This is a genomic window from Tenacibaculum sp. MAR_2009_124 (assembly GCF_900105455.1).
In the GTDB taxonomy this organism is placed as follows: Bacteria; Bacteroidota; Bacteroidia; order Flavobacteriales; family Flavobacteriaceae; genus Polaribacter.
The window spans coordinates 420034-433822 of sequence record NZ_FNSF01000008.1 but is presented as its reverse complement, the minus strand read 5'-3'; the positions used below and the strand labels follow the sequence as shown (position 1 = coordinate 433822).

The 13789-nt window shown below is 32.3% G+C and carries 11 protein-coding genes; 10 read left to right on the top strand and 1 reads right to left on the bottom strand.

The features are described 5' to 3' along the window. Positions 1-213 precede the first annotated feature (213 nt). A complete protein-coding gene (locus BLW23_RS21905) occupies positions 214-3078 on the top strand; it encodes a sensor histidine kinase (protein ID WP_093673971.1) in 2865 nt (954 codons plus the stop codon). A gap of 3 nt (positions 3079-3081) precedes the next feature. After that, entirely contained in the window at positions 3082-3813 is a 732-nt protein-coding gene (locus BLW23_RS21900; protein WP_093673969.1) for a LytR/AlgR family response regulator transcription factor, read from the top strand. 25 nt (positions 3814-3838) lie between these two features. Here the strand turns inward: BLW23_RS21900 and BLW23_RS21895 are convergent, their stop codons facing one another. Beyond that, a complete protein-coding gene (locus tag BLW23_RS21895) occupies positions 3839-4549 on the bottom strand; it encodes a LytR/AlgR family response regulator transcription factor (RefSeq protein WP_093673967.1) in 711 nt (236 codons plus the stop codon). Positions 4550-4937: 388 nt separating this feature from the next. Between BLW23_RS21895 and BLW23_RS21890 the strand changes: the two genes are divergently transcribed. Genes BLW23_RS21890 through BLW23_RS21855 form a run of 8 tightly spaced genes read left to right on the top strand, consistent with a single transcriptional unit; the run spans position 4938 to position 13468 of the window. Beyond that, the gene (locus BLW23_RS21890) at positions 4938-6467 is read left to right on the top strand and encodes a pyridoxal phosphate-dependent decarboxylase family protein (protein WP_093673965.1); all 1530 of its coding nucleotides are present in this window, start codon (positions 4938-4940) and stop codon (positions 6465-6467) included. Then, positions 6460-8019 (top strand): phenylacetate--CoA ligase family protein, encoded by a 1560-nt coding sequence (locus tag BLW23_RS21885; RefSeq protein WP_093673962.1) that lies wholly within the window; start codon positions 6460-6462, stop codon positions 8017-8019. The genes BLW23_RS21890 and BLW23_RS21885 overlap by 8 nt, the downstream gene beginning before the upstream one ends. A 9-nt stretch (positions 8020-8028) precedes the next feature. Beyond that, a complete protein-coding gene (locus BLW23_RS21880) occupies positions 8029-9594 on the top strand; it encodes a pyridoxal phosphate-dependent decarboxylase family protein (RefSeq protein WP_093673960.1) in 1566 nt (521 codons plus the stop codon). A gap of 7 nt (positions 9595-9601) precedes the next feature. Next, positions 9602-11194, top strand: a complete 1593-nt coding sequence (locus BLW23_RS21875) for an acyl-CoA synthetase family protein (protein WP_093673958.1) — start codon at positions 9602-9604, stop codon at positions 11192-11194. 37 nt (positions 11195-11231) lie between these two features. Next, positions 11232-11648, top strand: coding sequence for a hypothetical protein (locus tag BLW23_RS21870; RefSeq protein WP_093673956.1), 417 nt, complete (start codon positions 11232-11234; stop codon positions 11646-11648). A gap of 18 nt (positions 11649-11666) precedes the next feature. Further along, positions 11667-12485, top strand: coding sequence for a hypothetical protein (locus BLW23_RS21865; RefSeq protein WP_093673954.1), 819 nt, complete (start codon positions 11667-11669; stop codon positions 12483-12485). 11 nt (positions 12486-12496) lie between these two features. Beyond that, positions 12497-12910 (top strand): hypothetical protein, encoded by a 414-nt coding sequence (locus BLW23_RS21860; protein WP_093673952.1) that lies wholly within the window; start codon positions 12497-12499, stop codon positions 12908-12910. Positions 12911-12913: 3 nt separating this feature from the next. After that, positions 12914-13468 (top strand): hypothetical protein, encoded by a 555-nt coding sequence (locus BLW23_RS21855; RefSeq protein ID WP_093673950.1) that lies wholly within the window; start codon positions 12914-12916, stop codon positions 13466-13468. Positions 13469-13789: the final 321 nt, after the last annotated feature.

Here is a 13789-nt window from a genome sequence, read left to right as displayed (position 1 = left end):
TATAGTTTTACTAATAAAAAAGGAACCGTAATTGCAGGTCATTATAACGGGAGTTTAGAAGGTGTTTTTGATTAGAAATAAGATTGCACTTCTTTTCTAAACTTTAAATATTTTAATCTGTTAGTTTAAATAAATGAATCAATTATTAAAAAAAACATACTTTTAGTTAAATTTGAATAAACACGAAGGTTTTAATATTTAAAATCTATTTCCTTGAGACTACAAAAATATCAGAGTACATTACTTTTATTATTAATATGGGGTTTTTCATATGCGCAGCAATACACTAATTTCTCAGTAGAAAACGGATTGCCAAGTAACCATGTATATAGAATAACACAAGATTATGAAGGTTTTATATGGTTTATTACCGATAAAGGAATGGTAAAATACGACGGAAAAACCTTTAAAACATTTACTACAAAAAACGGATTGCCTACCAACGATATTTGGAATATTAGAATTACACCCGATAATAAAGTTTGGTACTTCTCTAAATCAAATAAATTGGGTTATATTAAAAATGATAGTGTATATGCTTTTGCTACCAAAACCAATAAAACATTATACCCTAGAGCTATATTTCAAGTTAAAAATAAGGTTGGGTTTAATGATGGAATTTTTCACTATACCTTAAAGGATTCACTTTGGAAAGCTACAAAAAATCTTATATCCAACAACGAACGCTATTCAAAACAAAAAGTAATACATCCAACAATTCGTTTTCACAGTGTTGGTAAAAAAGGAAATAATATTGTTTTTTATAAAGAAAAAAATAAAAAAATATTTCCAATCGAAAAAGAAATACTTGAAACAACATCAGAAAATGGTCAGATTAACGATAGCTTATATATTAGCATAGCTAAGCAGCATTATGTTATTGAAAATTTTAATTCAGAAAAAATACATACGCATACTTATGCTTCTCAAAATTTACCTCGTAATCTTAAATATTTTAGGTTTCATAATGTGAATAATCATATACAACTTACAGGGATGAATTTTGTGAGTTATTTAGATGTAAACGGAAGGCTAAAAAATACGGTATCTATTCCTGAAAAGAGGAACAGTCATTTTTCTTTTGTGGATAAGACAGGTAATATTTGGTCAGCAACTTTTAACAAAGGTGTTTTTATGCTCCCAAAAGAAAAACAACAGCTACAAATATTGGGAGAAGGTAAAAAAATTCAGCAATTAAAATATATAGAAGATAAGATATATGCGGGTGTTTACAAAGAAGGTTTTTTTATTTTAGAAGACAACAACTTACGTTCTTTGATAAAGAATAGCGGATTTCAATATGGAATCAATTATATTGATACTCTTAAAACTACTTTTTTTTCTTCGGAATATGATGTTTACAGCTATAAAAATAAAACGATTAAAAAAGTAAAAGTAAGTACACCAAAATATGAACATTTTAAAAATGAATTTGCTCGTAAATTAATTGGTTTTAAAGGAGTATTATATGGTAATAATTCTTTCGGAGTTCATAAAATAAATAGTAAAAATTTTATAGTTGAAAAAGAATATAAATTATTTGGCGTGTCTTCTTTTTCAAAAACTAATACGCAGTTATTTATAGGGAATCAATCTGGTTTGTATTCTTTACAAAATGATGTTTTTTTTAAATTAGAGAAGCATTCTTTATTTCAAAAACCTATACTATTTCAAACACAATTTAATAATAATTATACTGTAGTAGGTACAGATGGCTTTGGTGCTTATTTCACTGATGGGAAAGAAGTAATGTTTATTGATAATTCTGAAAACTTAAGTGTTCAAAATATTTTTATTAACACCGATAAAAGCGTTTGGTTAGCAACTGAAAAAGGAGTTCATAAAGCTATAAAACAAGAAAACGGATATCAAATAACACAGTCTTTTTTTGAAACAGATGGGTTGCTATCTAATAAAACAAACAGCGTGACCGTTAAAAACGACTCGCTGTTCGTAGCTACAGATATTGGTGTTTCAGTAATTTCATTACGACGAAAACCAATTAATCAACTTCAAAAGTTATACATAAAGGCACTAACTGCTAGTGGTATTTCTTATAAAGGTGACACTATTTCTTTTCCATATAAAGAAAACAGTAGCTTAAACATTTCTTTTGGAGCAGTTAATTATAGTAACCAGAAAAATTTAAGATATCAATACAAATTGAATCCAATTCAAAAAAAATGGATACATACAAATACTTCTGAAATAAACTTTAGTCAATTAGCTCCTAAAACCTATCGTTTACATTTAAAGGTAAGCAATCATAAACAGCAATCAATAACCAAAGTCATTACCTTAATAGTGCTTCCATTATGGTATCAAACATATTGGTTTAAAGGAACTGCTTTCTTTGTATTCTTAGTATTTCTATACTTTTTGTACCAATGGAATAAAAAGAGAATAGAGGAAAAATCAAAACAAGAAGTTAAAGTTAAACAACAATTAGTAGAGCAAGAATTATATGCATTACGTTCGCAAATGAACCCTCATTTTGTATTTAATTCGTTAAATGCAATTCAGTATTATATTACTAAAAATGAAATTGATTTATCAGAAAAATATTTGGTTAAATTCTCCAAATTAATACGAATGTTTTTCGATTTTTCCGCGGAAAAAACAATTACCTTACAGCAGGAAATTGATTTACTAAATGGGTATTTAGAAATTGAAAAAATGCGTTTTGGCGATGGTTTAAACTATCAGTTTATAATTGATAAGAGCATCAATTTAAAAACGAGTATTCCTACGATGTTATTACAGCCAATTTTAGAAAACGCGGTAAACCATGGAGTTTTTCACAATAACAGAAAAGGAAATATTATTATTTATATTGAAAATATAACTAAAAACGAGTTTAAAATAACAATAGAAGATGATGGAGTTGGTTTTAAAAAAGCACAGGAAATTAAGGAAAATTCAATTAAAAAGCATACTTCAAAATCTACCAAAATCATGAAAGATAGAATAGCGTTAATCAATCAATCTAAAAAATGGAAAGTAGTAAAAAAAATAGTACATTTAAACAACAATAAAATAACCGGAACTTCGGTAACGCTAACTTTTAAAATGTTGTAGTGAATGAAATTAACCGCCATTTTAGTAGATGACGAGGAAAATGCACTTGAAAGTTTAGCCTTAAAGATAAGTCGTTTTTTTCCGAATATTAGTATTATAGGAAAATTTCAGAATCCACAAGAGGCTATTGTTTTTATCAATAGAAATAATCCTGATGTTTTATTTTTAGACGTTGAAATGCCTGTTTTAACAGGGTTTGACGTTTTAGCAAAACTTACAAATCCTAATTTTGAAATTATTTTTGTTACTGCATATAGTAATTATGCAATAGAAGCTTTTAAGTACAGCGCTATCGGTTATGTGTTAAAACCAATTGATAATGATGAGCTAAAATCTATGATAAATAATGCATTAAAAAATGTAAATCAAAAAAATAAACTAATTAAAAACGAACGGTTGTTAAATCATTTTGCAAAAACGACGTCCAACTCAAATAAGTTGGTGATTCCTACAAACAAAGGATTGCTTTTTATTCCACATAATGAAATTTTACATATTGAAGGGTATGATGGTTATACGAAAATACATACAAATACTTCGGAAATTATAAGCTCTTACAATATTGGAAAATATGAAAAAATGCTAAGTGATAGTTTCTTTAAATGCCATAAATCTCATATTATAAATCTTCAAAAAATAAGAGCTTTTGAAAATGAAGGATATATTGTTTTGGAAAATGAAAGAAGAGTACCTGTTTCGAAGATGAATAGGAGCAAATTGCTGAGTTTATTTTAAATGCTGTTTTATTTTTTAAAAATACCTAAAACGAAAAAGTAGATTCCTTTACTTGCGATAAAAAAAGTTCTTTATACGCTCTTCCAATAGGTAACTTTTCTCGATTTACTTTTACATATTGACTAGAGTACCCTTGAACATAGTCTTTGTTAATTAAAATAGATTTATGTATTCTGATAAAAGCAGAAGGTAATAACTCTCTTAAGTTCGATAAAGATTTTCGTACAAAGTATTGTTTCCCACAACTACTAAATAATTTAATATAGGCTCCATCTGATTTTGCGTGACTAATGCTGGCTAACGAAATTTGCTGTTGCATCCCTTTATATGAATAGCTGAGGTAAGAGTTACTATTACCTGAATTCAGAATGATTTCTATTTGAGCAAAAATTGAGTTTGTTGTAAATGGAGGGATGATAAAGGTGGAAGGATTCGTTTCCTTAACCTTATCAATAATATCCATAGTTCCTTGGTCTGAAATATACACATGTTTAAAGCTACTTTTTTCCGACAAGTATTTTATCAAGTCTATTCCGTTGGTCTTATTTGACTCATTCAGATAAAGATCAACCAATAATAAGTCGTACTCGTTTTTTTCAACAAGTTTTATAGCTTCTCCTCCCGAAGTAACCACATCTACATGATAATAAGGTTTTCTTTCTAAGCTTTCTTTTAAACGATTAGATACCTCTATTTTTTTACGTATAACGAGTATTTTTTTTGTTTCTGTGTACAAATCCTTTGGTATTAATTGTGTTTAAAATTGATAGAGAAACTCTGATAAGTATTTTAATATTCATCCTTAAAATCGAGCTAATTACTCCTTTAATTAATGTGTTGATGATGGAGCTCGATGTCTAAATTATTGAAATATCAACCCCTGTTTTTTAGAAAACCCTTAAGTGTTTGTATTTCGAACTTAAGTGTGAGTTTTTTGATGTTCATATTGTTTTTTGCTGTTTGTAAACAAAAAGTTGTTGTTGGTGTCATTTATTCTTTAACACATTTTTTTTACTATAATTTTAAACAAGTATTACAAGATAATTCCATGAATTATGGAGTAAGATTTTCTTTTCTAAACAAGATATTGTTCAGAAAGGAGAACGATAAATGAACCAAACAACATGTACAAAAACAACTCTTTTGATGAGGAGCTAATGCTTCTTGATCATGATATATCTATACCTAAAACTCAAAAAGCATTTGATGCTAATATCCTTAGAGAGGCCGTTTCTGTAGCGGTTAAAAAGTTAAGTAAGAATATAAACAATACTTCTTCTAGAGGATTACAGTTAATTCGACCAAATCGTTTAGAAGAATTAGTAGAAGAGTACACGAAAAGAAGTCATAAAAATTTTGACGGAGAGGTAAGTATGAAAATTTATGAGGAAATCGTAGATCTTTATATTGCAACTGGAATTCCAGTGTATTCAACAGGATATATGGGGAGGCAATTTTCAGGTGTGGTGCCAATTGCAGGGCTAACTGATTTATTGACCTCTATGATGAGTCAGCCTTCCTCTTTTTATGAATCGGCTCAATTGCCAAGTATTGTTGAAAAGGTTATTTCTAATGAATTTGGAAATTTACTAGAGTGGAAAAAAAACACATATGATGTTGTTACTACTTCTGGAGGGTCTTTAGCAAACATAACAGCGTTGTTAACGGCCAGGAATTGTAAAATCCCGAACTTTTATTATTTAAACAATTCATCCAAAGGAGTTCCTGCCGTAGCCATGAGTTCAGATGTTCATTATTCAGTAAAAAGAGCTGTTGGTATTCTTGGAATAGGAGAAGACCAAATAGTGTCATTACCAGTGAATAAAAAAGGTCAGATTTGCATGATTCAGGCTGAACAAAAACTAGAAGAAGCGGAAGCCAGTGGGTTGTCTGTTTTTTGTCTAGTGGCTTCGGCGGGAACTACTCCAGTAGGCGCTATTGATCCGTTAAATGATTTGGCAGAATTATGTAAAAAAAAGAACTATTGGTTACATGTAGATGGAGCGCATGCGGGAAGTTTTTTAGTGTCAGAAAAATTAAGAGGAAAATTACAAGGAATCGAATTGGCAGATTCTTTCACCTTAGATGCGCATAAAACAATGTTTTTACCTGCATCCTGTACGCTTTTATTTTACAAAAATAAAGAGGCAGCTCAGCAAACATTCTATAAAAAAGCGAGCTACATATTTGAAAGCGATTCGAACAATTTAGATGGAGGGGAGAAGAGTTTCGAATGTACAAAACGACCTATGATTATGAATTTATGGATTCCATGGGTATTATATGGAAGAGAATTTTTCGCTCAAAAATTGGAAGAGTTATGCGCTACAACCAAGCAAGCGTATTATAAACTAAAATTAGAAAAAGATTTTTATCCATTGCATAAACCAGAAGCAAATATTCTGTGCTTTAGGTATTCACCTGAGAATATAAATGATCTAAAAGTAAAAGATGTACAATTAACTATAAGAGATATTATAAAAGAAGATGGAAAATTCTTTATTTCTAAAGTTGAAATCGAAGGGGAAACTGCTTTAAGAGTAGTGTTCATGAATCATGAAGTAACTATGGTTCATTTCAATGAGCTTCTAACTGAAATTAAGAGAATAGGAGAAAGCCTAGTACCAAACAAAAAAACTACATTAAATGAGTAAGAAAACAAACCCAGAAGCTGATTACAAAGCTTTCCTGAAAAAAATATACCCAGCCAATCAGCTAAAACCAAAATCTATAAATCAAGTAATAGGATTGTCTCGATTTTCGGAAAAATTACATCAAGTTGAACAACATTTTAAAGGAGCTTCTTTTGATTCTTTAAACTCTGCCATTCAAGAGGAGATTATCTTATTGAGATTACAACAAATAAAAAATATTTTAGAATTAAACCCACATTGGAAACAACGATTTAAAGATTTTGAAGTTACCAAACCGATAAAAAGTTTTGAAGATTGGCAAAAGTTACCTGTAACCGATAAAGAAACGGCGATTTCTTTTTTCTCAGAAGATAGAAAAGGAATGGTAGTGCCGATTGAAAATGGCGGGTTCGAAATTGTAGCGAGTGGAGGCACCAGTACCGGAAAACCTTCGGAAACGGTGTATTCATTAAAAGAGTTAGAAGATACCTATGATATTTCGGGGAAGTTTATGGCGAATCAACTTTTTAATCGATTTTTTGATAAAAAAGAAAAGGCACCTTTGGTAACTACCACCTATGCGGATTATCAACTTTGGAGTAGTGGAACCATGGTAGGAGGTGTTTTACAAAAAATACCAGGAGCTAATTATATTGCTGCGGGTCCTATCGACAAAAAGGTATATCATTTAATGATGAATTATGAAGGTCCAAAAGTGTTTTTAGGTACCACCGAGCAAATAGGAAGTCTTTATGAGTATGGAAATGATTTAGACGAAGAAACCAGAAATAGCCTGCGTTTAGGATTGTATTGTAGTGGTTTATTACCAGCAAAAAAACAAGCAGAATTAAAAGAATTATATCCAAATCTTGATATACTAAGTTATTTTTCTGCATCGCAAGCGGAAGCTATTGCTATTCAGTTAGATAAGAATGATAATGCCTTAACGACTGTTCCGGGGTTACATTTTGTGGAAATCGTTGATGAAAATGGAAAGTGGGTAAAAGAAGGAGAAGAAGGCGAGTTAGTAATTACAAGATTACATTGTAACGAAGCTCCTTTAATTAGATTTAAATTGGGTGATAGAGCTGTTAGATTACCGTTAAGAAATGAGAAAGAGTTAAAAGCATTTCAATTTGAATTTAGAGGAAGAAGTGGTGATGTTATTCATTTAGATGATCATCAGTTTTCAGCGTTAAATACCTACGAGTATTTAAAGAATGCCTTAAAAAACGTATATGCTTTTGATGTGGATATGATAGCCTCACATGTTCAAATAGTGAATCGTAGAAAGGAAAGAAAGCTATCGGTTTTATTGACTTCTGAAAATGCTATCCAAAATCAACAAATTATAGGAGGAAAACTAGGTGTGTATGGAATGCAATGTTTAGTGAAAGACGCTCTAGTAAACTCAATGGGCTTGTATAGTAAATCCTCTATCAACTTCGATACTGTTGAAAAATTAGGATATCAATTTGAAATAAAATTTGTAGAAAAGGATTCTTCTGAAATTCATAGGACAGAAGTAGGTAAAGTACCCTTCTTCAGAGATATTCTTGATACCAATTTATAAAATTGAACTATGGAAGTGACAGTGAAAAAAAAGGAGTTGGTTGAAAATTATTCAACGGCAGTCCATGAGTTGGAACAAAAATTAGTCGATTATAAAAAGGTTTTCGATACCCTTTTATTTGAAGAACAATCCGAATTGATTCTTACCAAAATAGAAAATTATTTAACCCAAAGTAAGAGCGAGCTTCGAGGAGTTAATGTTCAAAATCCGCAAGACTTAATGACGGAGGTTTTGGGTGTCATGAATTCACAAAATGATAAGAACCTAAACGAAAAATTAAGCAACATTGTTGATTTGTATTTAAAAACGGGTGTCCAAGCGAATTCACCAGGATATATGGGACGACAATTTTCTTCGGTATTTCCAATTGCTGGAGTGTTTGATTTTATTAGCTCTATGCTAAGTCAGCCCTCGTCTTTTTATGAGGCAGCTCAATTACCAAGTGTGGTAAGAACCTTTATGGCGAAAGAGTTAAATAAGTTCATTAAGTATCCAGCGAATGAGTTCGATATGGTTACTACTACTGGAGGGTCTTTGGCAAATTTAACAGCGTTGTTATCGGCAAGAAATTACTACTTCCCAGAGTTTTGGAAAAAAGGAATTTTAAGTATAAAAGAGGGAGAGGTTCCTGCTATTGCTGTAAGTGAAGAAGCCCATTATAGCATTATTAGAACCGTTGAAATGCTCGGTTTAAGCAGACATAATATTATTTTATTACCGATAAATGATAAGCGACAGGTAGATGTTTCTAAAGTAGGAGAAACATTATCCGCAGCAAAAGAAAATGGGTTTAAAGTATTTTGTATCGTGGCCAATGCGGCAACAACAGCGGTAGGCGCCTTTGATCCGATTGATAAACTTGCTGAGGTTGCTGAAGAAAGAGATTGTTGGTTACATGTTGATGGTGCACATGGCGCTAGTTTTTTACTTTCTCAACAGCAAAAAGAAAAGTTAAAAGGAATTAATAGAGCCGATTCTATTACTTGGGACGCTCACAAAATGATGTTTATTCCAGGAACTTGTAGCATGCTTTTTTATAAAGACAAACGTAAAAGTAAATTGGCTTTTCGTCAAACAGCAAGTTATGTTTTTGAAGAAGAAGAAGACGAGTATACCAAATACGATGGAGCAAAAAAGAATATTGAATGTACCAAAAGACCTATGATTATGAATTTATGGGGTGTTTGGGCATTTCATGGAGTATCGGTTTTTGAGGAGAAAATAGATTATCTATACAACCTTACACAGAGAGCATATCAAGAACTCAATAAAGAAGACGATTTTGAAGTACTTCATCAGCCAGAGGCGAATATGCTGTGTTTTCGATATATACCCTCCGAAGAAAACGCCATCCAAATAACCGATTTCCAATTAAAAATTAGAGATCAACTCAAAGCACATGGAAACTTCTTTATTTCAAAAGTAAGTCTCGATGGAAAAATAGCTTTAAGAGTGGTGTTCATGAATCATAACACCGAATTAAATCATTTTAAAACATTACTTCAAGAAATTAAAGTAATAGGAAAAACAATTATACAAACCTCTTCAATACCAAATGGTATTATAAAAACATAAGTTAACGATGAGCACTAATATTTCAACGCCAGATACTTTAGAAAAGGAGGTATCAATAAAACAAAATAAAATAATAACAATAAAAAATAGTGATGAGGTAACGCTTGCCGAAAAACTAATTCCTGAAAAGGAATTGTCGGTAAAAAACATTCAAGAAGTTATTCAGCAACCTCATTTCTATCATAAAATAAAAGAAGTTGAAAAGCAACTTGGAAAGAAGTTTTACGAGTTCGATTTCGATATTCAGGAAGCCATTATCTTAAGAAGATTGCAACAAATGACCAACAATTTGTTTTTTAATCCATTTTGGAAAAACAGATTGAAGGAAGCAGGAATCACCGAAGTACCCAAAAATTTTGAAGCATGGCAAAGCATTCCGTTAACGGATAAAGAAACCATGGTTGCGGCTTTTAACGGCAAGCGAGAGGGGATGATTGTTCCTTTTAGTGAAGGTGGTTTTGAAATCGTGGCAAGTGGAGGTACTTCATCAGGAGTTCCTTTAGAAACGGTGTATGAATTAGAAGAACTTCAAGAAACCTATGAAATGGCAGGAGAATTCATGGGGAAGTTTATTACCGATAAATACCTTTCAAAAGAAGGACCAAAATGGATGGCTACGACATTGGCTGATTATCAAATGTGGAGTAGTGGAACCATGGTAGGAGGTGTGTTACAGAAAATTCCGAAGGTAAACTTTTTAGGAGCAGGGCCTTTAAATACTAAGGTGTTTCAGCATATGATGTCTTATAAAGGAGAAAAAGCTATTATGTCTACTTCCAATGCAATTGCTCTACTGGCTGATTTCGGTCGAGGGATGGATGAAGAAAGAAGGAATAGCTTTAAAATTGCCATGTATGGAAGTGGATTGATGTCGAATAAGCAAGAAGAAGCATTACGAGAAGTATATCCTCAAGTTGAAATACTCAGTTATTTTGCGGCTACACAGGCAGAGACTATCGGTTTACAACTAGACCATGCAAATCAGGCTTTATCAACCGTGCCAGGATTACACTTTGTTGAAATCGTTGATGAAAATGGAAAATGGGTAAAAGAAGGAGAAGAAGGAGAGTTGGTTATTACTCGATTACATACCAATAAAGTACCCAATATTCGCTATAAACTAGGAGATCGAGTGGTGCGATTAAAAAGATTGAATACTCCTGAACTGAAAACAGAACAGTTTTTATTTAAAGGAAGAAGTGGTGATGTAATTCATTTAGGAGACTCTCATTTTTCGGCACCAAAAGCAGAAAAGAAACTTTTTGCAACACTAGAAAAAGAAGAGATTCCTTTAAAAGAACAGGCAATTGAAATTCAGTTTTTAAATGACCGAAAATCAAAAGAACTTACCTTGATAGTATCAGCATTAAAAGCAGATGAATTTCAAAAGAGCATTGCCAATTTAGGAGAAGAAACAATCAATACTCTTTTTGTGGAAGCACTTATACAATCACTTCCTTTGTTTAATACTTGGGAAGCCAATAGAGGGTATATTGAAAAAAGTAACTATCAATTTTTTGTAGAAGTAGTTGAAAAAGGGTCGAATAAAATTTTCAGAACCGCCCATGGAAAAACACCATTAATCAGAGATAAATTTTAAATAAAATAATGCATTAGATTAACTAACCAACAATAATATGTCAAATCAAATTAACATTATGATCATGGTAGATGCTATCAAGGCTTTGTTAGATCAAAGTCTTGAAGGAAACTGCGTGATGGTGGATGATAGCCCTTTTGCGAATAAGAATCAGGGAGGATCAAAACTGGTAACGTCTTGCGTACCCTATCAAAAAATACATTGGACTGTAAAAGCGGTTGATGTGCAAACACCTGTAAGTATCAAAGAAATTTCATTTTCATCGAATCCATCGGAACCTCGAAATACTGATGATGAAAATTTAGATGCTCTAGTATGGACAGGAATTGTTCCTCGTGTTGCAGATCATGCCGTACAATATCACTACAATCTTGTGCTGCAAATTGGTAAAGGAGAAAAGAGTGTATTGGAAATCCAGACACCTGCATTAAAAATTTTACCGGCACATTATTAATCATTAAAAGCTAAAATTATGAGTCAACAATTCGGAATTATGGTGATGGTCGATGTAAAAGCGGCTTTAAAAACCAAAGATTTGCAGGAGCATGTGTACCTTATTGGAAACATGAAAGGTTTTGGGTCTGAGCATGAAGGAACAAATCATTTAGTATCTAAAGTAAATGGAACCTATTGGTACGATGGAAGTCAAGCGGGAGAAGAAGTAATGAACTGGTTAGCCATCGACATTAACGATTTACCAAGATCTGTTCAAAGAACGGCACATCATAAAAGCAAAACTATTGAGTCGGTATTGAGTAAGTTACCTTTATTAGATAATAAAAATTTAAAAGGAGAAAAGGCAAAACAAAATAAAGAAGACCAGCTAGTTGATTTAAGAAATCACTTGCAAGAGAGCACACTTGGTGCGGCAGGGCTTCATATAAGTAACGATGCAAAAACGGGCATTCAATCAGCATGGCCTTTAATTAACACAAAAGGTGAATTGGTAGAAAAAGTAGCAGGGAATAAAGACGATATTGTATACCATCCGCCCGTTATCACCAATATTACAGGAGAAGCAGTAGATCTAGGTATTATCTTTCCAGCGCAATACGGTTCCCCGAACTTTTCAACGGAAGGATGGTATTGGTGCGCAACTGTAAATACAGCCCATGAGGGACAGTTTTCGTATACTGTGGATGTAACCTTGTTTGATTTGATAGAAGAAACCAAAGACGCACCAGCCTATTGGAAGCCAGTAACAATGTCTTTTGATGCGTCAATTCTTATTTCAAGAGATCCTATGAAAAACGGATTCACTGGAGCAGGAGATTCTTATTTACCAATTTAATAACCAGAAACATGAGCATTATAAGTATAAAAGCAATTGTAGATGTTGTAGCAGTATTATCAAACAACACACTTGAAAAGAACCTATATCTTATGGATAACAATAAGTTAAATGGGTCAGATAAAGAAGGAACGGCAAACTTAGAAACCGCTATTGAAAAAGGTGATGAACTGGTTTGGAGTGCTTTTGGTTTAGAAGTAGAATCGTATGTTGAAATAAATACCATCAAGGTAAACAAAACCTATGTTACCCAGCCCGTAAAGTCTTATTACGACGGAACGAATATTCCATTTTGGACAGCGACAGTTTTGAAAGCACCAGCGAAAAAATTAGGATATACGATCGATTTTAATGTGGGGGATACAAAAACAGTGTTTTCCGTTACTAACGGACCAAGTATTAAATCAATCATTAAAAAGAAATAAGACATGGCAACAAAAGATAGTAAACGATTAGGTGTTGCTAACGGAATTCAATTGAATATTGTTACGACCATCGATTTAAAAACGATTTATAGAACGAAGTCTTTAGAAGATGCTGTGTATTTAACGGATAATTCATTTCACAGTGAAAATAAAGGGACACCAGCCTTAGAAACAGTTTGTACCCAAGGACAGGTATTAAACTGGTTACTATATCCAGTGAATATGGATGAAATGGTGAACCCTTATGTTTACAATCCTTCAGCGAGAATTAGTAATATCGTATTTATTAAAGAAGACGGTACGGTGATTAATGAGAAAATATGCGATAACCTTGAACCTTATGGAACTCAAGAAAAAGGGAGGCCATTTTTACAACCTCCAGTTTTTTATTACTGGGCGGGAGCTGTAAAAGCAACCTTACCTCCAGGGAAATATAGATATCGATTAATTTTTGAAGTGGACGATCCGTTGTTACCAGGTGTAAAATCTTATTTGAACCTTGATAGCTTAAGTTTAAATGTAGTTCCGCTAACAAGCGAAGGAAAAGAGTTTTCTTAGTCCACGTAGAACAATAAATCAAGGGGATTAATCGCCCTTGGCGAAATTCTCATAACGAAGTAAAAAAGCTTCAAAAAACAATGTTTCAATTGTTGTTTTGAAGCTTTTCTTATTATTTAAAATATATAAAAATCAAGACCCAGCGTCATTCCAAATTTATTTCGGAATCCCATCCTACTTAGAACAATTGTCAATTAACAATGATCAGTGATCATTGTTAATTCCAGTTCTGTCATTTCGAAGGAGGCAACAACTGAGAAATCTGATTGCTATTTTTTGTGTTGATGTTGGTGTAGATTTCTCCTAAGGTCGAAATGACGC

Bases quoted from the DNA above. Each gene is read 5' to 3' on its own strand.
- BLW23_RS21900 (WP_093673969.1), top strand. From the start codon at position 3,082: ATGAAATTAACCGCCATTTTAGTAGATGACGAGGAAAATGCACTTGAA.
- BLW23_RS21890 (WP_093673965.1), top strand. From the start codon at position 4,938: ATGTACAAAAACAACTCTTTTGATGAGGAGCTAATGCTTCTTGATCAT.
- BLW23_RS21885 (WP_093673962.1), top strand. From the start codon at position 6,460: ATGAGTAAGAAAACAAACCCAGAAGCTGATTACAAAGCTTTCCTGAAA.
- BLW23_RS21880 (WP_093673960.1), top strand. From the start codon at position 8,029: ATGGAAGTGACAGTGAAAAAAAAGGAGTTGGTTGAAAATTATTCAACG.
- BLW23_RS21875 (WP_093673958.1), top strand. From the start codon at position 9,602: ATGAGCACTAATATTTCAACGCCAGATACTTTAGAAAAGGAGGTATCA.
- BLW23_RS21870 (WP_093673956.1), top strand. From the start codon at position 11,232: ATGTCAAATCAAATTAACATTATGATCATGGTAGATGCTATCAAGGCT.
- BLW23_RS21865 (WP_093673954.1), top strand. From the start codon at position 11,667: ATGAGTCAACAATTCGGAATTATGGTGATGGTCGATGTAAAAGCGGCT.
- BLW23_RS21860 (WP_093673952.1), top strand. From the start codon at position 12,497: ATGAGCATTATAAGTATAAAAGCAATTGTAGATGTTGTAGCAGTATTA.
- BLW23_RS21855 (WP_093673950.1), top strand. From the start codon at position 12,914: ATGGCAACAAAAGATAGTAAACGATTAGGTGTTGCTAACGGAATTCAA.